This is a genomic window from Paenibacillus sp. 32352 (genome assembly GCF_002042965.1).
Lineage (GTDB): Bacteria > Bacillota > Bacilli > Paenibacillales > NBRC-103111 > Paenibacillus_S > Paenibacillus_S vulneris.
Map to the genome: position 1 here is coordinate 56675 of NZ_MZNT01000018.1, position 21810 is coordinate 78484.

At 51.5% G+C, this 21810-nt stretch carries 20 protein-coding genes; 5 read left to right on the plus strand and 15 right to left on the minus strand.

Annotated features, from left to right (window positions below; genetic code table 11):
* Nucleotides 1-36 precede the first annotated feature (36 nt).
* The 14 genes from B1728_RS31400 to B1728_RS31465 form a co-directional block, all read right to left on the minus strand.
* Entirely contained in the window at nt 37-879 is an 843-nt protein-coding gene (locus B1728_RS31400) for a hypothetical protein (protein WP_079914377.1), read from the minus strand.
* A 429-nt stretch (nt 880-1308) separates the two neighbouring features.
* Nucleotides 1309-1923, minus strand: coding sequence for a nitrite/sulfite reductase domain-containing protein (locus B1728_RS31405; RefSeq protein ID WP_079914378.1), 615 nt, complete (start codon nt 1921-1923; stop codon nt 1309-1311).
* Between the two features lie 110 nt (nt 1924-2033).
* On the minus strand, nt 2034-4460 hold the full coding sequence (locus B1728_RS31410; protein ID WP_079914379.1) for a heavy metal translocating P-type ATPase: 2427 nt from the start codon (nt 4458-4460) through the stop codon (nt 2034-2036).
* An 88-nt stretch (nt 4461-4548) separates the two neighbouring features.
* Nucleotides 4549-4749: a cation transporter gene (locus tag B1728_RS31415; RefSeq protein WP_079914380.1), complete on the minus strand. Its 201-nt coding sequence runs from the start codon at nt 4747-4749 to the stop codon at nt 4549-4551.
* A 320-nt stretch (nt 4750-5069) separates the two neighbouring features.
* Nucleotides 5070-6299 carry a lysophospholipid transporter LplT gene (lplT, locus tag B1728_RS31420; RefSeq protein WP_256865592.1) on the minus strand — a complete coding sequence of 410 codons (1230 nt, stop codon included), beginning with the start codon at nt 6297-6299 and terminating at the stop codon, nt 5070-5072.
* Nucleotides 6244-8427 (minus strand): AMP-binding protein, encoded by a 2184-nt coding sequence (locus tag B1728_RS31425; RefSeq protein ID WP_079914381.1) that lies wholly within the window; start codon nt 8425-8427, stop codon nt 6244-6246. Before B1728_RS31425 ends, lplT begins: the two co-directional genes overlap by 56 nt.
* A 308-nt stretch (nt 8428-8735) precedes the next feature.
* Nucleotides 8736-9662, minus strand: coding sequence for a S66 peptidase family protein (locus B1728_RS31430; RefSeq protein WP_079914382.1), 927 nt, complete (start codon nt 9660-9662; stop codon nt 8736-8738).
* Between the two features lie 204 nt (nt 9663-9866).
* Entirely contained in the window at nt 9867-10973 is a 1107-nt protein-coding gene (locus B1728_RS31435; RefSeq protein ID WP_256865593.1) for a GerAB/ArcD/ProY family transporter, read from the minus strand.
* Nucleotides 10973-11215, minus strand: a complete 243-nt coding sequence (locus B1728_RS31440; RefSeq protein ID WP_079914383.1) for a hypothetical protein — start codon at nt 11213-11215, stop codon at nt 10973-10975. The genes B1728_RS31435 and B1728_RS31440 overlap by 1 nt, the downstream gene beginning before the upstream one ends.
* 3 nt (nt 11216-11218) lie before the next feature.
* Complete coding sequence (locus B1728_RS31445; protein WP_079914384.1) at nt 11219-12439, minus strand: Ger(x)C family spore germination protein; 1221 nt, start codon at nt 12437-12439, stop codon at nt 11219-11221.
* Nucleotides 12436-13545 (minus strand): GerAB/ArcD/ProY family transporter, encoded by a 1110-nt coding sequence (locus tag B1728_RS31450; protein WP_179136279.1) that lies wholly within the window; start codon nt 13543-13545, stop codon nt 12436-12438. Before B1728_RS31450 ends, B1728_RS31445 begins: the two co-directional genes overlap by 4 nt.
* A gap of 20 nt (nt 13546-13565) precedes the next feature.
* Entirely contained in the window at nt 13566-15161 is a 1596-nt protein-coding gene (locus B1728_RS31455) for a spore germination protein (protein ID WP_256865594.1), read from the minus strand.
* A 155-nt stretch (nt 15162-15316) separates the two neighbouring features.
* The gene (locus B1728_RS31460) at nt 15317-15799 is read right to left on the minus strand and encodes a hypothetical protein (RefSeq protein ID WP_079914386.1); all 483 of its coding nucleotides are present in this window, start codon (nt 15797-15799) and stop codon (nt 15317-15319) included.
* A 140-nt stretch (nt 15800-15939) separates the two neighbouring features.
* On the minus strand, nt 15940-16770 hold the full coding sequence (locus tag B1728_RS31465; protein ID WP_079914387.1) for a helix-turn-helix domain-containing protein: 831 nt from the start codon (nt 16768-16770) through the stop codon (nt 15940-15942).
* A 147-nt stretch (nt 16771-16917) separates the two neighbouring features.
* Between B1728_RS31465 and B1728_RS31470 the strand changes: the two genes are divergently transcribed.
* The 5 genes from B1728_RS31470 to B1728_RS31490 all read left to right on the plus strand — a co-directional run bounded on the left by B1728_RS31470 (nt 16918) and on the right by B1728_RS31490 (nt 20761).
* The gene (locus B1728_RS31470) at nt 16918-17934 is read left to right on the plus strand and encodes a Gfo/Idh/MocA family protein (protein WP_079914388.1); all 1017 of its coding nucleotides are present in this window, start codon (nt 16918-16920) and stop codon (nt 17932-17934) included.
* 181 nt (nt 17935-18115) lie between these two features.
* Nucleotides 18116-19153 carry a PP2C family protein-serine/threonine phosphatase gene (locus B1728_RS31475; protein WP_079914389.1) on the plus strand — a complete coding sequence of 346 codons (1038 nt, stop codon included), beginning with the start codon at nt 18116-18118 and terminating at the stop codon, nt 19151-19153.
* 12 nt (nt 19154-19165) lie between these two features.
* Nucleotides 19166-19669 (plus strand): ATP-binding protein, encoded by a 504-nt coding sequence (locus tag B1728_RS31480; RefSeq protein WP_079914390.1) that lies wholly within the window; start codon nt 19166-19168, stop codon nt 19667-19669.
* Complete coding sequence (locus tag B1728_RS31485; RefSeq protein ID WP_079914391.1) at nt 19608-20024, plus strand: STAS domain-containing protein; 417 nt, start codon at nt 19608-19610, stop codon at nt 20022-20024. Before B1728_RS31480 ends, B1728_RS31485 begins: the two co-directional genes overlap by 62 nt.
* A complete protein-coding gene (locus tag B1728_RS31490) occupies nt 20024-20761 on the plus strand; it encodes a hypothetical protein (protein WP_079914392.1) in 738 nt (245 codons plus the stop codon). The genes B1728_RS31485 and B1728_RS31490 overlap by 1 nt, the downstream gene beginning before the upstream one ends.
* An 87-nt stretch (nt 20762-20848) precedes the next feature.
* On the opposite strand, the gene B1728_RS31495 is transcribed toward B1728_RS31490, so the two are convergent.
* Nucleotides 20849-21805: an alpha/beta hydrolase gene (locus B1728_RS31495; protein ID WP_256865595.1), complete on the minus strand. Its 957-nt coding sequence runs from the start codon at nt 21803-21805 to the stop codon at nt 20849-20851.
* Nucleotides 21806-21810: the final 5 nt, after the last annotated feature.

A 21810-nucleotide genomic window follows, 5' to 3' on the forward strand; every position in this document is an offset into this window, starting at 1 on the left:
GTGAACGGCCTTGTGATATTTGCAGGGAAAAAAGGATTAAGGGACTTTAACGACAAACGGAACGGTCACAACTTTCCCTTCATGCTGGAATTGCCCCCAGATCTTATAGATGCCGGACTTCGGGAACGTAGTCATAAACTTGGCATCCGGTCCGGTTGCCTTCTCCTCCATCGGATGAACATGCAGGTACTGCTCAGCATCGTCGCTCAAAGTAACGACATGTCCTACAGCGCCGAGATACTGCTGCAAATTCGTAATGGGCTTTTTGGTAGCGGCATCCTTGATCGTAAAGGTCAAGGTGGCTTCCTTGCCGGCTTTCAGCGGCTCGTAAGCAAGTGTGATTTCCTTGCCGTCCACCGTCTTGGTCATATTGGCATCCGGTTGAATAGGCTCCGGTTTTGCGGGATCGCCCTGTACCGTGATCCATTGGCTCTTGGTTGTAGAGCTCTTGCCTGACGGAACAAAATCAGCGAACAGCTTGTATTGGCCGCCTGCGGGGAATTGCGTCGTAATATCGAACAGTCCCTTGCTCTTGTAGTCCGGGTGAATGTGATTAAAGTAAGACAAGTCTTTGCTTACGACGATTAAATGCATCTTTTTCTCGTGCGAGACTTCAAAGCTTTCAACGGCCTTTTCGCTGCTGTCGGTAATTTGTATGCCGACCTTGGCATCCTGCTTCGATTGGGGTTTGTCCGGGGTCAGCAAGAAGGCGGCCTTGACGTCTTCCGTCTTGGCCGTTTCCGCACCGTGTCCCGCGTGACCGCCAGGGGCGGCCGCTCCCATATTCATGCCTTCATGCCCGGATGAGGCGGGAGCGTTCTTGCCGCAAGCCGATAACAGCGCGGCGGTTACTATAATGGCTATTGCAGCTTTTTTCATGAGGGGGATCCTCCTTAGAGTTTTGCGAAGCAAAACTTGCTTCGAAAGGGTAGGCTAGAGTTGAGACTATTGAAAAACATGTGAAGCTTGAACTATTGCTAACATACTCCGGTGGGTATACCTCTCCAGCCGCTGTTGAAACCCGTGAAAGTTGATTCTATTAAGCGGTATTTTCACGGGTTTCAAAGGCGGACGTAAACTCTTCCGAGGCATACCCCACCTCCGTATTTAGCATAGTTCACGCAAAGCTAGGTTTTTCAAGAGCCTGAGTTTTGCGAAGCAAAACTTGCTACATTCATTTTCGACAGCAGTGCGTCGTTTAAATCCTTTGACCGCACATGGATGATGATTAACAGTTGACTGATGATCAATGCTCGCAAGGCGAGCAGCTGAGTGCTGAAGCGGCGGCGCTACCACTTGGCAGCCTTTCTATACTGCGCTTCGCAGAGCGTCGATGGAAACCCGTTGGATAAACCTCGCGAATTTCTCCTTCTTCTTGGCATTCTGCTGATAATACTCGATCAGCCCGGTTACGATAGGAATGATGCGTTCCGGAGGAATATCCGACAGAAACAGCTCGGCGATCGTTGGTTTTACAGATTTGGGCTCGCCGCCTATATAGATGTCGTAGCGGTCTTTCATTTTGACGACTCCGATATCCTTTAGCAGAGGCTCGCTGGTTCCGAGAGCACAGCCGGCATAGCCGATTTTGAGCGGGCTCGGAACAGGAAGTCCCGCAACCGCATCGTTTAATGCGGTCGCCATATCCAAGCCGGCTTCCTCGGCCCCCCGGCAAAAGTTGCAGGAAATGAGGCTCTTCGTATAAAATCCCGCAGGGTAGATGTGAAGCCCATGCTGCTTAAGCTGACTTTGAACCTCCGCCATACGTTCCTCATCCATTTCAACGTACAGCTGCTTGAAGGTCGTGAATTCGATCTTGGCATCCGGTCCGACAATGGAGCCAAGCAGGGCGAGCTGCTCCGGCTTGAACAGGCTTCCTCCCACTTCAAAGCCTGGGGATACGGCAAATTTACTGGTTTTCATTGGGGAACCTCCTTAAAGTTTCGCGAAGCGAAACTGACTTCGAAAGCATAAGCTGAGTTTCGCGAAGCGAAACTGACTTCGAAAGCATAAGCTGAGTTTCGTGAAGCGATTTACAGCTTAACCCGCTGCAGCCGCAGCGCATTGAGTACAACCGATACGGAGCTGAGCGCCATGGCGGCTCCTGCAACCCATGGGGCAAGCAGACCAATGGCCGCGATAGGAATGCCAAGCGAGTTATAGGCCAGTGCCCAGAACAAGTTTTGCTTAATGTTAGCCATCGTTTTTTTACTCATCACCATCGCATCCGGGATGCTCGTAAGCTCGCCGCGCATCAAAGTGACGTCGGCGGCTTCCATTGCGATATCCGTTCCGGTTCCGATGGCGATTCCGACATCCGCTGTAGCCAGCGCCGGCGCATCGTTAATGCCGTCGCCGACCATAGCGACTTTTTTGCCTTCGGCCTGCAGCTTTTTCACTTCGTCCGCTTTGCCTTCAGGCAGCACTTCCGCCAGCACGCGGCTGATGCCGACCTGATTGGCAATGGCGCGGGCGGTCCGCTCGTTATCACCGGTAATCATGATAACCTCGATTCCCATTTGCTTCAGCCGCGAAATCGCTTCGCGGGATGTTTCCTTGATCGTATCGGCGACGGCAACCATCCCTGCGAATCGTCCGTCAATGGCGATCAGCATCGCTGTTTTGCCCTCGGCCTCGAGCTGTTCCATCTCTTTAAGAGCTTCGGCATAGGAGACGCCTTCGCGTTCCAGAAGCTTGCGGGTGCCGACTAGGATTTCTTTGCCGGTCACTATGGCACGGATACCGTAGCCGGGTACCGCCTCGAACTTTTCAGGCTCAAACAGCTCCAATCCTTTCTCGCGGATGCCTTCCACGATAGCTTCCGCTAACGGATGCTCGGATTGCTTTTCGGCAGAGCCGATAAGCTGAAGCGCTTCGCGTTCATCCATCCCGACAATCCGAACGTCGGTCAATGCTGGTTTCCCTTTGGTCACTGTGCCGGTTTTGTCGAGCACAATCGTCTGAATGTTGTGCATCGATTCCAGATGCTCTCCGCCTTTGAAGAGGATACCGAATTCCGCTGCGCGGCCGGAGCCCGCCATAATGGAGGTCGGAGTGGCCAGGCCTAGGGCACATGGGCAGGCGATAACGAGAACGGCGATCGCTTTTTCCAAAGCGCTGGCAAAATCACCAGGAACTACGGCGAAGTACCAAACCAGAAATACGACAATAGCAATACCTACCACGATAGGAACAAAAATGCCGGAAATGCGGTCCGCAACTCGTTGAATAGGGGCTTTGGAGCCCTGGGCGTCTTCCACGACCTTGATGATCTGGGCAAGAGCGGTTTCTTTCCCTACCTTGGTCGCTTGAATCCTCAAGCTGCCGTTTTTGTTTACCGTAGCGCCAATCACAGAATCCCCGGCTTTTTTCTCGACAGGAAGACTTTCACCGGTCAGCATCGATTCATCTACGGAGGAGATACCATCCAGCACCTCGCCGTCCACAGGGATTTTCTCACCGGGTTTCACCAGAACAATATCGCCGGCAATGACCTCTTCGACCGGAATGCTAACTTCACGGCCGTCCCTTATGACGAGCGCGGTTTTGGCCTGGAGGCCCATGAGCTTTTTAATCGCTTCGGAAGTGCGGCCTTTGGCGAGTACCTCGAACAATTTGCCCAGCAAAATGAGCGTGATCAGGATCGCACTTGTTTCATAGTACATTTCCGGAGCATGGTGGCCGCTGGTGCCCAGAGCCCATTGAACCGTCAAATAAAGACTGTAGAAGTAAGCGGCAGAGGTTCCCAGTGCGACCAGAACGTCCATATTCGCGCTTTTATTGCGGAGAGCCTTATAGGCTCCGACATAAAACTGGCTACCGATGATGAATTGCACAGGGGTAGCCAGGGCCAGCTGAACCCAAGGGTTCATCAGGAAATCGGGCAGGTAAATCCAGGAGGTGAAGGAGAAATGGCTCACCATGGCCCATAGAAGAGGCACCGAAAGGATAGCGGAAACCCATAGCTTTCTTTTTTGAGCCGTTATTTCTTTTTGTTTGTGATCCGAATCCTCGCCGCTGCTATCCTGCTTGACGCGCGCCTCGTACCCGATCTTTTTTACCCGATTGATCATGTCTTCGATGGTCACTTCAGCTGCGGAATATTGTACATGAGCCGTTTCGAGAGCGAAGTTCACCGTAGCCGAGCTGACGCCGGGAAGCTTATTCAGGACCTTTTCGATTTTGTTCGCACAAGCGGCACAGGTCATTCCGCTCAGGTCGAAATCAACCGAATCCTTCACGGTATCGTAGCCCAAGGCTTGAATTTTTTGTTCCAGGCTGTTGAGGTTGACTTTATTGGGATCGAAAGTAACCGAGGCTCTTTCCAAAGCGAAATTGACATTCGCATCGGCTACGCCGTCCATTTTCTTCAAGCCCTTTTCGATCCGGTTAGCACAGGCCGCACAGGTCATACCGGATATTTGTAAAGTGGATTGATGCTGCTCTTGCTGTTGTTGCATAGAGTCCAACTCCTTTATTATATACCCTTAGGGGGTATATTTTGATGAAAAAAAATAGGCCATCCATCATTTTGCCGGGCAGTGCCGATTATTTCACGTCGTAGCCTTGAGCTTCAATAGCATCTTTAATGGAAGCAAGGGTCACGTTCGTTTCTTCATATTGAATCGAAACGGATTTGGATGCCAAATCGACCTTTCCTTGTACGCCAATCTCCTTTAACGCGCCTTCTATCGACCCCACGCAATGCCCGCAGGACATTCCTTCAACTTGTAAAATAGTTTGCTTCATATTTATCCTCTCCTTGAACACATCATAAAATGTCATTTTTTATTATGCCAACCTGTTGCTGATACATACACTATAATATACCCCCATGGGGTATGTCAATGGGCGCATAATAAAAAAATTCGCTGATAAGGAGAATGTCGGGATGTAGCCTCATTTCTTGATAAATCCAGGCTGATTGAGAAACCTGCTTTTTTGGGAGCTACGTTATATACGGAGGAGGGGTATACCTTGAAGGAGTGTTTTTCAATTTGCAAGCCTATTAGGTTCAAAAAACAAACTCCCTTCCGCCAATATGGCGAAAGGGGGAACGAAGGAACGTATCAGGCTCCGAGCTTCCGCATTCGGAAGCTTAACAACAAAAGGAAGAGAAGCAGGATGCCGCCTTGAAGTGCGATGGCACCAGAGATGGATAGCCCCAGATCGACGGCGACATAGTACAAACCGGACCCGGCCAGCATCAAGCTGTTCTCCACCAAGTTTTGTACGGCTATCGTTTTCCCGGCTCCGGTGATGCGCAAGCCTTCCTCTTGGAGTACCGTATTCATGGGGACGATAAAGATGCCTCCCATACAGCCTACGGCCAGCAGTAAAACGATGGCAACCGGAGTGCTGTGAATCCAGGGGAAAACGAAGATCAGCGCCGCCATAATATAGCCGAAATGAACGGACCTGAAAAATTGCTTGAGTTGAACGAGCTTGGGCGCCAGGAAAGCACCGGCAATGATGCCTATGGATGTCGTGGCAAGGATTAGGGATACTTGAACGTCATCGGAGCGAAAGCCTAGCGAGATTGGAATCCAGGCTAAGACAGCAGTCCGGAGAACAGCGGAGCTCATCCAGAAGGCTCCTGTCCCGATAAGGGAAAATTGCGTCACCGGGTTGCGGAACAATTGCGCAGCGCTTTTGTAAAACCGCAATGCTTCTTGAGAATATTGAATCGTCGAGTCCCCTTGAATTCTGGGGATCCGGAACGTCATGCACAGCGATATGGCGTACAGACCGGCACACACCAGAGCCGATACGATGGATGGGGCGGCGGCAACGATGGCTCCGCCTCCGCCGATCCCTGTGAGAATGGCCAGAATGGTATAGGCTTCAATTCGGGAGTTCGCCTTGAACAGCTCCTGCTCATTGGCAGTAAGCTCAGGCAGAATCCCGTACTTGGCGGGTGAATAGACGACGGCTCCGATGCCGACGGTAAAATAACATAGCATAAGCATCACGATGCTGGAGGAATCTACTATGAGGAGCAGGGCAATGCCGAGCAGCTTAAGGGCATTGCCGGCCACAAGAACCATAGCCTTAGGATATTTATCCGCAAAGGGCCCGACGAAGGGAGCAAGCAGAATGTAAGGGAGAAAGAAGGCCATACTCACCAAGGCCAGTGATTCGGCGGAAAAGCCGTTATGAGTCAGCAGCCCGGATATTACGAGCAGAGACATATTATCGGCGAAGGCTGATAAAAACTGGGTGACGTACAGCGCATTTAAGGCTTTAGGCCGGGTTAGCTTCGCTGCCGGTTCCTTGGTCATTGGCAGGCTGGGATTCATGGGATTCCACTCCTTTGTGTAGAGAAGCATTGAATTGCTTGGTTAAGTTTACGTAGTCGGTTTTGCCGCTGCCGAGCAGCGGGAGCTTATCTATCGTTTCCATACGCGACGGGCACAGCAGCGGAGAAGAGCCTTTGGACGCCATATAGGTCTTCAGCTGCTGAAGGCTGCAGCCCGGCTTCGTCACGAACAGCACGATCCGTTCGCCCTTGCGTCCATCAGGCGCGCTTATCGCTGCAAGAGACAGCGCCGGATCGTCGAAGCATGCAGCGGCCAGCTCCTCCACCTGTTGGAGAGAGACCATCTCTCCGCCGATTTTGGCGAATCGCTTCAATCTGGCTTGTATCGTTACGAAGCCTTGTGCGTCCAGCTCCACAATATCGCCGCAGTCATACCATTCCGGGCAGGGGACAAAGCCTTTGCCGTGAATCATATAGCCCTTCATTACGTTAGGTCCTTGAATATGAAGGCTGCCTCCCGTTTCAATTCCGGGTACGGGCTCGACCTTACAGCGCAAGCCCGGCAGAATCCGGCCCACCGTTCCCTCCTTATAGGCGAGAGGGGAATTGATCGAAATGACCGGCGACGCCTCGGTCGTGCCGTAGCCTTCCAGGATCCGGATGCCGAATTTGCGGCCCCACATCTCCCTTACTTCCTCCTTCAGCTTCTCCGCCCCGGCTACGACGTAGCGCAGGGTATGAAAATCATACGGATGTGCAGCCCGGCCGTAACCGGCCAAAAAGGTGGAGGTTCCGAACAGGATCGTCGCCTTGCGGTCGTATACGATTTCCGGAATAACACGGTAATGCAGGGGACTCGGGTATAGAATGACCGGCACGCCGGTAAGCAGCGGCAGCAAAGTCCCTACGGTAAGGCCAAAGCTGTGAAACATCGGCATCGCATTGAACAACATATCCGATGAGTTGAAATCAAAGACGGCTTTGGCCTGATGAATGTTGGCATACAGCTGCTCGTGTCCGAGAACGACGCCCTTGGGCTTGCTCTCGCTGCCTGAGGTGAACAGGATGACCTCTCGCACCCCTTGAGCGGCTTTTCGCCCGGTCCAGCGATCCAACAGACCCGCAAGCTTATCGGTCAGCCCGACGGATGCTTTGACATCCTCAAGGTAGAGGAGGCGGCACCGTTCGGCCAGCGCCGCGGCGGTCGCTTCCAGCTTGGCGGCTGCGATAAATTGGCGAGAGGTAAGGATCGTCTTGAAGCCTGCAGTCTCACATGCATCGAGAAGGCTTTGCTGTCCGGATGAGAAATTCATCATGGCCGGGGTAATTCCAAGCCGAAACAGGGCGAATAGAGCGATCGCATGACCGATCGAATTCGGAAGCAGCACGCCGGCCGTAGGCTGGGATGCCAGGGCAGGCTCCAGCTTGCGGGCAAAGATGTGTGAGGCCGTGATCAGCTTGCTGTACGTGAGGCGCTGCGTAAGATCCTCGCAGATGATTCGCTGCTTTCCATGGAGAGAGGCCTGATAGACCAGCTCGTCGAACAAGTTGATATTCGGCTTCAGCCTGCTCTGCGTTAACAGCTCTTGAAGCGCCAGCATAATCGTATCGGCCGCTTGCTCCTTTTGCCTTTTCATGGACTGGTTCGGCTGAGCTTCGATGGCGAAGGCATCGCCGATTTGAATGCTGATTTCCGGAAACCATACGGTTTTTATTTTGCTGCCGATATAAGACAGCTTGGAGCGCTCAGCGCCGTTAATCGCGATCGGAACGAGGCGCGCGCCTGTTTTTAATGCTATATAGGCAATGCCGGTATAAATTTTCATCAATCCGCCGGTTGTAGTGATGCGTCCTTCGGGAAAAAGCACGAGCGGCACGCCGCTTTGTACTGTCTTAACCATAGTTCTGACGGAGTACGGATTTAAAGGGTCTACGGTAATATGCCTGCGAAGCTTGAGGGCTAGCCGGAACCGTTTGGCGATCTTGGTGTTGACCACAAATGCAGCTTCATCCGGCAAATATGCGGCCAGCAGGACCGCGTCCAGAAGCGATACATGGTTCGGCATAAGGATGGTCGGCCGGCTGAAGTCGAGCTTCTCCAGGCCGGTTATTTTCAATTTAAAGCATAGGCGGAATATCATCTTCAGGATTGCAATAAGGATAGGCATCGTGATCGACTCCTCTTTTGTTGGACTGGCTCTTAATACCTGGTGCTAATTGATACTTGTATTGTATACGCAGCGCATGCAAAAGAAGAGTACTAACTTTTTATAGTACCTTATCAAGAAAAGATCGAAGCAAGCCTACCAAAAGAAGGGGGCTGTGAAAGTGGGGTGAAAAGCGGCGGGAGCATGCCAAAGTCCGGCTTTAACGCGCAGAGCTGCGAGTCTAAGCCGGTTGAAGGCAGGTGAAGCCCTATTTGCCGGAGAGCAGGCGGATGGCTTCTAAGAAGCTCGTAAAATATCCTACGACAGCTCTAACGAGCGCTTACCGTAGGCTCCGTTATGGTTAATGCAGTATTGACGGTATCAAGATTGACGGTTGCGCCGATCGGCACGGCGGCCTTGTAGATGCCATGGGCTGCGGAGAGACGGGTAAGCAGCGGTTTTCCGAGCGGGACGATGACCTCATTGATGAGATCGTCGTAAGTTTTGCCGTAGGAAGCCTCGCAATTGGTGCATTCCCCCATAACGATGCCGATGCAATCGGCGAATTTGCCGGCCAGCTTCAAATGATTGATCATCCGGTATACCCGGTTGATTTGCTCGTGCGTCTCTTCAAGGAACAAGATACATCCGCGGGTATCGATTTCATAAGGGGTGCCGAGCGTGTCTACGAGGGAGGTAAGGTTACCGCCTACGATCGGTCCCGTTACGTTGCCGGGTACTTTGGACACCATCGGTATTCCCTGAGGATTTTGAATCGTCTTGGGGTAGGCCGTAGATGAGATCAAGCCGAAAAATTGATCGAAATTGTAAGGCGGCGTGTCCGTTCGAAAGTTAAGCAGCATTAAACTGGAGAACGTAATCAAATTGCTGAATTGATACAATGCATTCAACAGTACGGTGACATCGCTGTATCCGGACAAAATTTTCGGATTCGAGGCGATAAAGCGGTAATCCAGATAAGGCAGTATTCCCGCGATGCCTACGCCCCCTCGGACAGGCAATATCAACCGTACCTTGGAATCGGCGAACATATTCATCAGATCGAATGCCCGTTGCTCATCGGTCCCCGACAAAAATCCGTTATCGGCGTAGACATAATTGCCGAGAACAACCTCGAACCCCATAGTTCTCAATATCGCTACTGCATTGTTGATATCGGCGGCAGGAAGCGGGCTACCTAGACTTACGACTCCAACAGTGTCTCCGGGCAGCAATAGAGGCGGTTTTATGGCCATGCGAATAACCTCCCACAGTATACTCTGTCATTCCGGTCGTTCATACTCCCTGTTCCTATATCTATGCCGCGTTGCCAATAAATAATAGTGTAGTGGAGCTTAGTCGGAAAAGAGGGATATACAATGGAATAGCTCAAACATTAGGGGAGGGGTAAGACCAGGTTGTTGGGTAAATCTGTATAGCGGAAAAATGCTCGGCTTGCCCTAAGGCAAGCCGGACGCTAGTCTTCTTCTTTTCTTGAACATCATAGTTGCATAGAGGATGACCGGGATGAGGATTTGAAAAATCGGGAACAGCTTGAGACTTACATGAAAGCCTATTGAAATGTGATACGTATAGTTAGGCTCCAAAAAGGCGGCGATTAAAATGAGCAGCCCAACCGGCCACACCCATCGCTGGTAGGCGATAGAGGTCATGCTGGCCAGACTAATCACCGCGCATAAATAGAAGAGGATCATCTTCATAAACAGGCCGATATAGATTAGGAGCGATACAAAAACATCCAGCCGCTCAAAAACACGCGCGATGGAGATCAGCTGCACAGCCTGCAGAAAGGGCAGAGAGCTCATAGCTGCAAGGCTTGAACCCAGAATGGCTATAATGATTGCATTCATAAAAATCAGAAACAAGGCAACGGCGGCATAAGCGGCCGTGTAGGGCTTAAGAGGAACGGTTTGCTCGCTGTTTGATGACCATAGCATCAAAAAGACAATCGTCTGTCCGAACGGAAACGAGACGATGTCAGGGAATGCGGCCTTGAGAATAGGCAGGGGCCCATTCTCCATGATGGGAGCAAGCTTCTCGAAATGAACGATATTGGCGACAAGCAAGAGAAAGAGCAGAAAGGCATAGCTCAAAACAACCAAGGGCAATAAAATTTCAGAGATGCGAAAGATGACCTCTATCCCCTTGTATACGCCATAAGCCCCTATAATCAGAACAGTCATCATGGTTACAATCATCGGGGTTCTCGTCAGCAGCGACATGGACATAAACTCCCCGAAATCCCGGACATTGCGCATCGATTCATAGCTGAAGTAGAGAACGTACAGCAATCCGAGAATCGTACCGATGGTGCGGCCGTAATGGAGGATCAGCATTTGAGTCAGATTGAGCCCGGGCTCCTTGCGCTGGATCGCAATAAAGAGCTGTAAAAGCAGAAGCCCGAAGACCGCAGCGAATGCCATGGCCAGCCATGCGTCCTGTTTGGCCTTGCTCCCCAGGAAAAACAAGGGCGTACTGCCGATTTCGAACAGGATGATCATGTAAGCGATTTGGTTGGTGGATATGCGTACCGTGTTCATGGTCATCAGGTCGTCGGGCCTCCCATCACATGTTCTATCCATTTGCCTACCGGTAAAAACAGGATTTGGACGGGGGCGATAACCGACAGCTGCGGCCAGTCGAACAGCTTACTGAGGGTTAAATAAGCACACCATCCGATGAGACCTGCATACAAGAAAAGCTCCCGGGCAGAACCTTGCTTGAGCATAGAGCGGATACCGAGAAATAGAACCGCAGCGTAGAATGCAAGCCATCCCGTTACAAGCATCTATCATTCTTCCTTATCCTTGTTCAAATTCTTGAATGATTTGTTGCTGAGCCCCACTCTGTCCATTGAAATGCGTACGGAAGGCTTAAGCTCGATTTGGGCGAATTCGGATTCCCAATCATCTTTCATCCGTTTCCATTCCTTAGGGTAGGTTCGATGAATGATATCCGCAAAGCCCAGAATGTCAACCCGGAGCTTGCGCACGGTTTGCCAAGAGGCATTCACCAGTTGCGTAACCTCCTTTTGCAGCTGCTTCTCAAGCTCCTTGACCACCTTGGGATCAGACAGGTCCAGATTACACTCGGTTTCAAGCAAATGGCCTTTGCTTTTAATATCTACCTCCATGATGTAATGCCCGTTTGCCATGCGGGGACGCAGCTTGGTCTTGGACGATAGCAACCGGAAGGAGGAATTATACTTTTTTTGCCCTGACGGCATGCAGGAGAAGGAGAGAGTGGTTGATTTTACTTTATTTATAATGAACGATACCCCAAGCCCCTGCTCCTGTGGTATCCAGCCTGTCAGCTTATCTCCTTTCATGACGGCCAGATCGCCCAATCTGACTTTGGAGAGATACGTTGATTTCTTCAAAGAATCCATAGAGGTTTCACCCTTACCTCCGCTTAGCAGAATTTCCGGGATGATCCCGCTCTTCGCGTCGCTTGTCATAGACATGGCGAGCTCGTACATCATCACTCCTGGCAGCATAGAGCCATTTCGGCTTTCGTTTAACATCGTTTGGCGTATGCTCTGGCCCGGGATTTTTTCCAGATGGCTCAGTTGTTCGAGAATGGTGCGCGCCTTCCCTCTTGCAATCAGCATGCTCACCGTTTCGCGGGCGTCGGGATTACGGTAATGCAGGTCGAGAATTTCGCTGATGCCGTGACGGGCTACCTCCTCGCTGAGGATGAGAATATTATTGTGCGCAAAAAAGATTTGCCTCGGAGTTTCCGTCGTACTCTGACTTACTGCTTCCCGAATCGTGCGGCCGCGGGTAGAGAAGACGGATACGGGCGATTGACTGCTTCCGCCTCCGGTAATGCCGCTGGCAGACGATATGGCCGAAGGGATGACCACCTGGTAGGATATGATCCAATCTTCCCCCTCCTTGTCCATGCTGGTGGCTGAGGTTATGGAGAGCTCGTTCAGCTCGGTCCGGTTCCAGCAGCCGTTTAGAGGGATGCATAACAAAGCGAGAAGACAGCATAAGGCGCAAGCTTTCACGGGAGCTTACCTCCTTCCATAGCTTTAGGCTTGAAGAGGCTTAGAGCAAGCCAGATCAGGAGCGGGAGCAAGACATTGAACGTCAAAATAAAAGGGGTTAACGGGTACATGGTAAAGTGGATGAAGTCCGATGACCTCGGCCAAAAATAATATGTGCTAAGCAGCGCAAATAAAGCAAGGGCAAAGGAAAAGGGCTTCTCGTTACGAACGTGGAACGTCCGGATAAAGCAGTGAAGGGCGCAAAACATAAAAATGGATATTTTTACATACATCAGACAAATCCATATGGAAATAAACAAAATATCGATCCGCTCCAGAAAGCTCCCCAGCCGGATGATGCTGATTACATTAAAAGTAGGATAGGACATCAGCGAAACCAGGCGAGGTCCGAATAAGGTGACGGCTGAGACGACAATCAGTCCCAGCTCAATGCCTGTAAGAATGATCCCCCATGATCCGATTCTTCCCGCTTCGGCAGATCGGTTCAGAAAAGGCGCAAGGATCAGCAGGACGGATACCTCGGACAGCCAGCTGGACGGAATGAAGCCGCCTTGCACTATCGTAGAAATCGGATGCTCCCAAACGGGAAGCAGAAACTCGGGATGAATGTCCTTGAGCACCAGGATGGTGGTGATAAACAGAACGACAACGGACATCATGAAGACGATGATATTAATCCTTGCAATCACTTCAATTCCGCAGCTTACGGCGTACATGGCAACGGCTATAGTAACGAGGAGCAGGACGAAGACCGGCGTTCTGGTAAGCACATTTTCCGCCAAAAAATTCACGAATTCCCGAGTAATGATTAAGGTCGCGATAAAGTAATAATAGCCCAGCAGGAAGCCGGTCCCGGTCCCTGCCCAGGTGCCAAGGCGAAGGGAGAGCCAGTCTACGAACGACACGGACGAGGACGGGGTTTGTCTGCAAATCTGACCGGTCATATAGGCAACACCTATTCCAATAGCGGTGGCCAAGGCGAGTGAGATCCACGCATCCTGGCCGGATGCTTGAACGACGATGCTCGGAACCGTCAATATGGCTGTAGGGATAATAGAGCTCATAACCAGCAGGATGGCTTGAAAGGATGATATTTTTTGAATCATGAGTCCTCCTCCCACTTCCTTTAAGGTTTGGACGTTGGCTTGGGTGGCGACGGTTTTTGATCGTTTCCTTCCCGGACAGCGTCTGCAGAGATGAATCCCGGCCGAGTGTTCATTTTCCACCATGGCATACGAATGAATACATCCTTTAAATTTCGCTTTACCAGCGGGGCAAGAGGCATCAAGTACGGTACCCCGAAGGAGCGTATGCTTGCCGTGTGAATGAGCAGCACCATTAGGCCGGACATAATGCCGAACAGCCCGAGGGTTGCCCCGAGGAGCATGAGCGAGAAGCGGATCAGCCGTGCGGCTATAGCCATGTTAATAGCCGGGATGACAAAGTTGGAAATGGCCGTAAACGATACGACAATGACCATCGCGCCGGAGACGAGTCCGGCTTGTACGGCAGCCTGTCCCAGAACCAGCGCCCCTACGATCGAAATGGCCGGGCCGATGACACGCGGCATTCGGACGCCTGCCTCGCGGAGCACTTCGAAGGTCAGCTCCATCAGCAGCGCCTCTAGCAGTGCAGGGAACGGCACGCCCTCCCGTTGGGCGGCTAGGCCTATCAGGAGCGTGGTTGGCAGCATTTCCTGGTGAAAGGTCGTGATTGCGATGTAGAGTGAAGGAAGCAGCATGGAAATGAGAAACGAGCCGAAGCGGATCAGTCTTAAGAACGAAGCGATATCGTATCTCTGGTAATAATCCTCGCTGGATTGAAAAAATTTAAAGAAGGTCACCGGGGCGAGCAGGACAAAGGGCGTCCCTTCAACAACAATGATAACTTGCCCTTCCAATATCCCCGCCGCAGCCGCATCGGGACGCTCGGTGTTCATAATCGTCGGAAACGTCGAGAAGGGGGAATCCTCAATGAATTCCTCAATATATCCGCTTTCCAGTATGCTGTCGGTATGGATGGTATCCAACCGACGGTGGACTTCCGCAACGACCTGGCTATCCGCCACACCCATCAAATAAATGACGGCTACATTCGTCTGAGTTCTCGTTCCTATGACCTTTAGCTCGATACGAAGATCGGGCGACTTGATTTTGCGCCTTATCAGAGAGGTGTTGATCCGCAAATTTTCCGTGAAGCCTTCCTTCGGCCCGCGAATCACGGTCTGAGAGCTGGGCTCCTCTACGCCGCGCATATTGCCGCCCACGGTGTCTGCAGTCAGGGCTGTGCTGCAGCCGTTCAATAAAATAACGGTCATGCCGTTGAATAGAGCCTGATAGATTTCCTCCAGCTTATAGGCTTCCTTCACCCCGCCGACAGAAATGGCCTGCTGCTGAAGAAAGGAATAGAACCCGTTGGTGTCATCGGGAGTGGTTGTAAGCTCGGACAGCTTGGAAATTTCGGCAATCAGCTGATTGACGGTTGGCGTGTCCACCAGTCCGTCGACATAAATGAGAGCATACCGATGCTGATCCTGATTCGAGAGCTGGCGAATGATGATGTCGGAGCTTGCTCCGAGCCGGGAACGGATCGCCTGAAGATTAACCTCCAACTGCGGGGAGAGCAAGGAGGCGTCCTGCCCCTGTCCGATGCTTTGCTCATTTCCTGCTGCTTTCGGCTTACTATGCCGCCAAAGAGACATCCACTTTTTGAGCATTCCCATAGGTACCTCTTTTATAAAAGATGTATGCTTACTATTTCCCGAATTTCCAATTTGATGCATCATGCTCTTGGCGGGCATAGCTGTCCGAAGAACGCAAAAAAGCCTGATAAAGCACGGGCTTTATCAGGCAGGGAATATTATGTAGGGTTGAAGCATCAGCTGCTGGCATCAACAGAGCCGCTTTTTCTTTTCCCCCAGGGAAGCTCCTTTTTCACGGCAGCTATTTCTATAAGCTGTGTGAGGGAGAGCAGCAGCAGCAAGCCGCTCAAGGAAATCAGCACGGCAAGAGGCAGCGTCCACAGGTGGTCCGGCTGGGCAAAATAGGGGACAAGCGCGATGGCCAGCACCGGCGGTGCATTGAGCTTGAACTTTTGGATCAAGATAATCGTCAGCAGCGTAGCCGCCAAAAAGGAAATCATCCCTGTATGCGACAGGTAGAGGGCGGAGCTGACCAAAGATGCTGTACAGGCCCCGGCAATCATTTTGCCGAAATCCTTGAACGAGAAGGCCCGGGTAATAAACAAATAAGAAAAGGCGCCCAGCGTAGGATAAAAAATCATTTTGATGCTCGGGATTTGTTGGGAAAGCCAGTAAATCAGCATTAAATAAAAGCAAATAGCGATAATTTTCAGATTCAATGTAAGCAGCGTCCTTTTGTGAAAATATAGAGTAATGGCATCGGAATAACGATCAATTGTCTCGGACCATCTTACTATGCACCGTAAATCTCGTCAATAGGGAAGTCCAACTGATGGCTATGGGAGACTTTCCGACCCGATTACCCTTGTTTCCGGTACCGTCCTGGCGGGACACCGACGATCCGCTTGAACATGCGAATAAAATTGGAATAGTCATTAAATCCTGACAGCTGGCAGGCATCGGTCACATTATGCCCCTCATTCAGCAGCTTCTTGGCCTGTGCGATCCGCTTCAGCAAAATATACTCATGGATGGTGCTTCCGATACTACGGCGAAATAACCGGCTCAAATAATAGCGGTTCATGAAGAATTGCTGTTCGAGTGCCTCCAACGATAGATCGTGATCCAGATGATGATCGATATAATCAAGCACAGGAGCCAGCTTCTCCGGAACGATGGACGACGGGATCGGAGACAGATTGTGCATAAAGGCGCGGTTAAGCAGCACGAGCAGCTCTATCGTATAAGCGGAGAGCAGGATATCCGATCCGTCGGACGGGTCGCCGGACAAGGAATCGATCTTTTGATACAAAGCGACCAGCTCCTCCAATTGATGAGGGAGCAGCTGGATTTTATTTTGTTCTCCAAGGGGACGGTTCGTAAAGCAGTTCAGCAGATCCAGGGAAAACGATGAATTGAGCTGCCGAACGGTTTCGGGATCAAAATGAATGACAATATTCTCGTAGGGGGCATGCGACTGAAATGTCGCTTTATGCAGCTCTCGGTTGTTCATGACCAACAGATCGCCGTAGGCTAACGGATACACCTTTTTCTCGATAAAATAATGGACATCGCCGCGGATAAAGAAGTAGATTTCAAAGCGGTCGTGAAGATGGAAATCCATTTTCAGGGGATGCTCCGTTCGCCTGTGAGCGTAATGAATTCCTTCTATTTGATGGGAAATACGCATGGATGTGCACCTCCGGACAAAAAGTCAAAAAAAGCAATAAATACGGCAATTCATGCAAGGAATTTGTTTTTATTATAGCTCATTATAAAATAGAAATGAAAGCGTGTTACCATTCGGCGCGCAACCTATAAGAAATCAGGTGAAAACGTGAAATCATTGGGAACAGCCATTATCGGGTGCGGTTCTATTTCGAGCGTCCATTTGAAGGCTATCGCAGGCCTCGAGCTGGCACAATTAAAGGCCGTTGTGGACGTCAACGAAAGCTTGGCGCAAAAAGCGGCGGCAGCATACGGATGCGATTATTACACCGACTACAAGGAAATGCTGAAGCGCGATGATATCCAAGTGGTTCATATTTGTACAGGCCACTATCTGCATGCTCCCATGACAGTCGACGCATTGAAGGCAGGCAAGCATGTACTGACGGAGAAGCCGATGGCGGAGAATAAGGCTTCCGCCCAAACGATGCTGGACGCCGCCAAAGAGCATACGGATGTTCAGCTGGGCGTTATTTTCCAAAATCGTTACAACCCATCGTCCAAGCGTATGAAGCAGGCGGTTCAGTCCGGGGAATTCGGCAAGCTGCTGTGCATGAAGGGCATCGTCACCTGGTCCCGCGGACCTGCTTATTACGAAACGGAATGGAAGGGCAAATGGGCTACCGAAGGCGGAGGCGTACTGATCAACCAGGCGATTCATACGCTGGATTTGCTCCAATGGTTAGGCGGGGACATCGCCATCGTCAAGGGCAGCATTTCCAACGATTCGCTCGAGGGTGTCATTGAGGTGGAGGACTCCGCTCATGCGTTCATTCAATTCAAGAACGATGTAAAAGCCGTCTTTTATGCAACGAATGCATACGGCAAGAGCACGCCTATCGAAGTCGAGCTGATCTTCGAGAATGCCGTCCTGTCGCAGCGCGGAGATACGCTGTATCTGGATCAAAACGGCAAGCAGACCGTTCTCGCGGAGCCGCTCAAGAACGACCTGGGAGAAAAAGCTTATTGGGGCGTCAGCCATCAGTTCCAGATTCGCGATTTCTATGAGCATATACTGCAAGGCAAGCACTTCTGGCTTGACGGTCCTGAAGGGTACAAGGCGTTCCGCCTTGTTATGGATATTTATGAATCATCCCGCATCGGGCAAAAAATCATATACAGCTAGTGGCATGATGAACAGGCAAGGCCGTTCTTGGAGCTTATGACTCCGAGGACGGCCTTTTGTCTGTGTATGACAAAATGACCCGTCCATTCATGGAGACCATTCTCTATGGAGTCTCATATTCTAGTAATGCAAGACGGTGATAGAAAGGCAGAACGTTGATAGAAAGGAGAGAAGGAGAGAATTGATAGCCTGCGTAACCGGCGTTGGCATTGTGCTGACGCTCATTTTCGTATTTTCACAATGGGGGATACCGCTCTTTCTTCCCTTGCTGCTATTCCTCGAACCGGCAGGGACGCCGTCTTTGCAGACCCTTCTTTTCTATGGTTTCTTCATCTCCTTGGTATACGGTTGTGGGGGGTTGATAGGCTTTGTTATGCTGTATCGTCTGAGCGGAGTTTGGATGCGAGCAGGATCGCCCGCTGAGCTGCCGCAGACGGTCACAGCTGAGCGAGTGCGAATGGATCAGGAGAGGCGAAGCGACATGGAGCTGTCCAAGCGAATTCAGCAATCGGTGCTGCCCAAGCCGGTCCGAACCCCATATATTGCGATCAAGGGACTGCATCTTCCGTCAGAGCAAGTATCGGGGGATATGTACATGTGGACGCTGCAGCAGGAGCATGGAGCGCGGGTCGTCTTGATGGATGTCATGGGCCACGGTGTATCCGCCTCTCTGGTCGGCATGTACATGCACGCTTTCTTGCAGACGCTGCTTCCGAGCCTCGAAGACCCGAGGGCAATGATGAGCCGGCTGAATTCGCGAATTTGTGAGCTGGTTCGTTCCGGAGAGAGGGAGGGGGACGCCCTCTACTGCACGGCTATTTGTCTGGGAGCGGATGCGCTGGGCAAACGGGTGGAGTATGTCAATGCAGGCCATCCGTACGGAATGATGCTGGAAGACGGGGAGCGGATCTCGGAGCTGGTATCCGGGGGGATGCCTCTTGGCATCGATCCTGCGGCCGTCTTCGATAGAGGAGTGTTTACTTATCGGGAGCAAGCCCGAATAGTCCTTTTTACCGACGGTTTGTTTGAGCTATTCGGATCTTCACCCAGTGTAACGGCGGAGAGAATAGAGCAGCTGCTCCGGGACTGCAGCCGAGCGGACTCGGATTGTTTTATGGCACAGCTGGAGGCGGAGTTAAGCAATATAGCCTATAGGCCAGACGATATATGCGTCATAGTGATGGATCTTAAGGATGGACAATCTCAGAACGATCGATAGGGAGTGACAGGAATGGTTTTCATCACGATGGAAGGTACCCCATGCCAACGGTTCATAGATATGTCGGATGAAATGTCAGAAAGCTTTATGAAGTATACGGGTATTGCCCACTACCGCAGGCTGTGCTGCGCTGTGCACGAGCTGGTCATTAATGCGGTCGAAGCCGCCGGACGGCAGCAAATGAACGGGGAGGATGCTTTGAGCTTGGACAACACGCTTTGGCTTAGGATGGAGGTGGAGGAAGGGGAAGTTATCGTTACGATTACGAATAAATCGGCAGCTGGGGCGGCTGAGGCTATTCATGGCAAAAAAAGCTTATGCATGGAGGACCTGCTCCTGGAAGAAAGGGGCCGCGGGCTTCTGATCGCCAAGCGGTGGTCGGATCAGCTAACGTTTGACCAGAAAGAGGACGGTACGATGACGATTCAATTAAGGAAAAAAGGAGGTGATGCCTATGAGCAGCATCATGTACGACCCCCAAGGGAGCGGCAAGGGTATACCTATCCATTACCATAGCAGACCGGTCGGGGCCTATCTCTATATTTTGTTGACAGGCAAGCTGACCTACGGGTACGAAAGCAGGGCGAAGGAAGGGCTGCGCCGCGCAGTCAGGCCTGCCGAAGGGTATATGATCGACCTGTCCGGCTTGGCTTTAATCGATAGTACGGGCCTGGGCGTTCTTGTTCATTTTGTGCAAACCTACTGCAAGGACTGCAGAGGTGTGGCTGTTATTGTACAGGATGAGCTGATGAAGGAGCTGCTTGCAATAGCCAAGTTGGAGCTTCTGATGCCGATTTGTGAGAGTGTGCAGGAAGCCGTTCAGAGGCTGGACGAGATAGGGAAAGTTTTAGAGGAAGGGAGGGAGGAATAATGAACCGGCTGCAGTCGTTAACGGACAGAATGAGCAAGAAGGATTTGCTGTACGGATTTGTTATTGTCGATATGACGATCCTGCTGATTGCCGTCGGAGTTTGGAAGTTCCATACTTCACGCGAGGTGATAGACCAGATTTCCTTGGGTTCGGCGTTCACAACGATCTTGCTGGCGGTAGTCGCCATGGTATATTCCTATATTCAAGCCTACGAGGCTTCTGCTCAAAACCGGATGGTTCAGGAGGCTCTCATCAAAATCAGCGAGAAGGTGGACGAGTTCGGCAAAATGAAAGAGGAGCTGATTACGCTGCGGCATGATACAAGGTCCTACAACGAACACATTCTGGAATCGCTCAACCGGTTTGTGAAGGAGGCGTCGGAGCATGTCGATTCTATCTTCGAGGTGCTTCGTGAAAAGGGGCTGGAGGTGCCGGAGGAGGTGGAGAAGGACATCGCTTCATCTTACCGTGACAAGTTCAACAGCGAGCTTTCGGCGATTCGTTCCCGGTTCATGGCAAATCAGGAGAAGCTGCTGACCAGGGAGCTGATAGCCCTCGTACAAAATCATCTCCAAAAGGGGTATGAGCTTACCATGCTGGAGCTGGTCGATTTATTGGTCTACGAGGGGGTCGAATTCGAAGGCAAGGAGCTGCTTGAAGCCTTGACCTCGCTGGAGCAGCTGGGGCTTCTGCAAATCGTCCCTTCCGAGCGCGGCCGCTCCGTCAAGATAATATAAGCTTCGATCGGACAAAAAAGCTCCCGCGGCTTTCCCATTTACGGAAAATGGACTATCCGGGGGAGCTTCTCTCTTATTTAGCCTGCATTACTGCTGCTGCGGCTGTTCAAGCCGGCTGTAAAATTGCAGGACTTTATCTTCATATTCCTCGGGGTGAACCGCATGGCTTTTTACATGATCCGCACCAGATGGCTTCCACGGCTCAAAACGGTCCGGATGCTTGGCCCACATCGTTTCGCTGTTTGGATACGGAACCGAATGATCATCGGGACTATGTATAAACAAAATAGGCCTAGGGTAAATTCGATCCACCGCACTTAATCCGTCCACCTGATCGGGGTCAATCCCGGTAAGCTGCGGCAAAATGCCCAGTATCAGCGGCGTAAACGGAATATTCGGCAAATGGGACCAGACCGGCAAATTCTCCTTCAGATAGCGGGTCAAATGATTGAACGGGCTATCTGCAACCACACCGGCGACGCCGGGCTCGTCCGCTGCTGCGAGCAGCGCGGTGCTGGCTCCCATGGAAAATCCGTGCAAAGCTATAGGCTCCGGATGATTAGCCTTCATCCAATCTATAGCTCCAAGCAGGTCGTATTTCTCCAGATAGCCTACGGTTGTCAGTTCGCCTCCGGATTCACCGGAATTGCGAAAATCGAACATAAGTACGTTGTAACCCTGCTCTACAAACGTTTTGGACAGCTTAAGCGCCTCGGCATCCGTCTGCAGGCGGTTCTTGCGATAGCCGTGCGCCATGATGATGTTCAGCTTGGCTGGGGAGGATTCGCTTGGCAGAAGCCAGCCCTTAAGATCGACATCATGCGTCCTGCTCGGAAATTGCACCTGCTCGAACGCCATGCCGTACTGTTCCGGAGTTTCCTTCAGCGGCTGGCGGACAGGATGCGTGAGCTTCCACCCGACATAGATGGACAGACCGACACAGGCGATCAGAAGCAGAACGAGGATGCCGGCTCCCCACATGGCTTTTCGTTTGAATCTGCCGCGAGGGCGCGGGGCTCTCGTTATAGCAGGAGTAGGTCGCATGAATT

What these genes read in the sequence shown, in the direction of transcription:
- B1728_RS31410 (WP_079914379.1), bottom strand. Translation starts at nt 4,460, where the DNA reads ATGCAACAACAGCAAGAGCAGCATCAATCCACTTTACAAATATCCGGT.
- lplT (WP_256865592.1), bottom strand. Translation starts at nt 6,299, where the DNA reads ATGAATCCCAGCCTGCCAATGACCAAGGAACCGGCAGCGAAGCTAACC.
- B1728_RS31405 (WP_079914378.1), bottom strand. Translation starts at nt 1,923, where the DNA reads ATGAAAACCAGTAAATTTGCCGTATCCCCAGGCTTTGAAGTGGGAGGA.
- B1728_RS31430 (WP_079914382.1), bottom strand. Translation starts at nt 9,662, where the DNA reads ATGGCCATAAAACCGCCTCTATTGCTGCCCGGAGACACTGTTGGAGTC.
- B1728_RS31480 (WP_079914390.1), top strand. Translation starts at nt 19,166, where the DNA reads ATGGTTTTCATCACGATGGAAGGTACCCCATGCCAACGGTTCATAGAT.
- B1728_RS31485 (WP_079914391.1), top strand. Translation starts at nt 19,608, where the DNA reads ATGAGCAGCATCATGTACGACCCCCAAGGGAGCGGCAAGGGTATACCT.
- B1728_RS31450 (WP_179136279.1), bottom strand. Translation starts at nt 13,545, where the DNA reads ATGATTCAAAAAATATCATCCTTTCAAGCCATCCTGCTGGTTATGAGC.
- B1728_RS31400 (WP_079914377.1), bottom strand. Translation starts at nt 879, where the DNA reads ATGAAAAAAGCTGCAATAGCCATTATAGTAACCGCCGCGCTGTTATCG.
- B1728_RS31490 (WP_079914392.1), top strand. Translation starts at nt 20,024, where the DNA reads ATGAACCGGCTGCAGTCGTTAACGGACAGAATGAGCAAGAAGGATTTG.
- B1728_RS31435 (WP_256865593.1), bottom strand. Translation starts at nt 10,973, where the DNA reads ATGACCATGAACACGGTACGCATATCCACCAACCAAATCGCTTACATG.
- B1728_RS31425 (WP_079914381.1), bottom strand. Translation starts at nt 8,427, where the DNA reads ATGCCTATCCTTATTGCAATCCTGAAGATGATATTCCGCCTATGCTTT.
- B1728_RS31465 (WP_079914387.1), bottom strand. Translation starts at nt 16,770, where the DNA reads ATGCGTATTTCCCATCAAATAGAAGGAATTCATTACGCTCACAGGCGA.
- B1728_RS31440 (WP_079914383.1), bottom strand. Translation starts at nt 11,215, where the DNA reads ATGCTTGTAACGGGATGGCTTGCATTCTACGCTGCGGTTCTATTTCTC.
- B1728_RS31455 (WP_256865594.1), bottom strand. Translation starts at nt 15,161, where the DNA reads ATGGGAATGCTCAAAAAGTGGATGTCTCTTTGGCGGCATAGTAAGCCG.
- B1728_RS31495 (WP_256865595.1), bottom strand. Translation starts at nt 21,805, where the DNA reads ATGCGACCTACTCCTGCTATAACGAGAGCCCCGCGCCCTCGCGGCAGA.
- B1728_RS31415 (WP_079914380.1), bottom strand. Translation starts at nt 4,749, where the DNA reads ATGAAGCAAACTATTTTACAAGTTGAAGGAATGTCCTGCGGGCATTGC.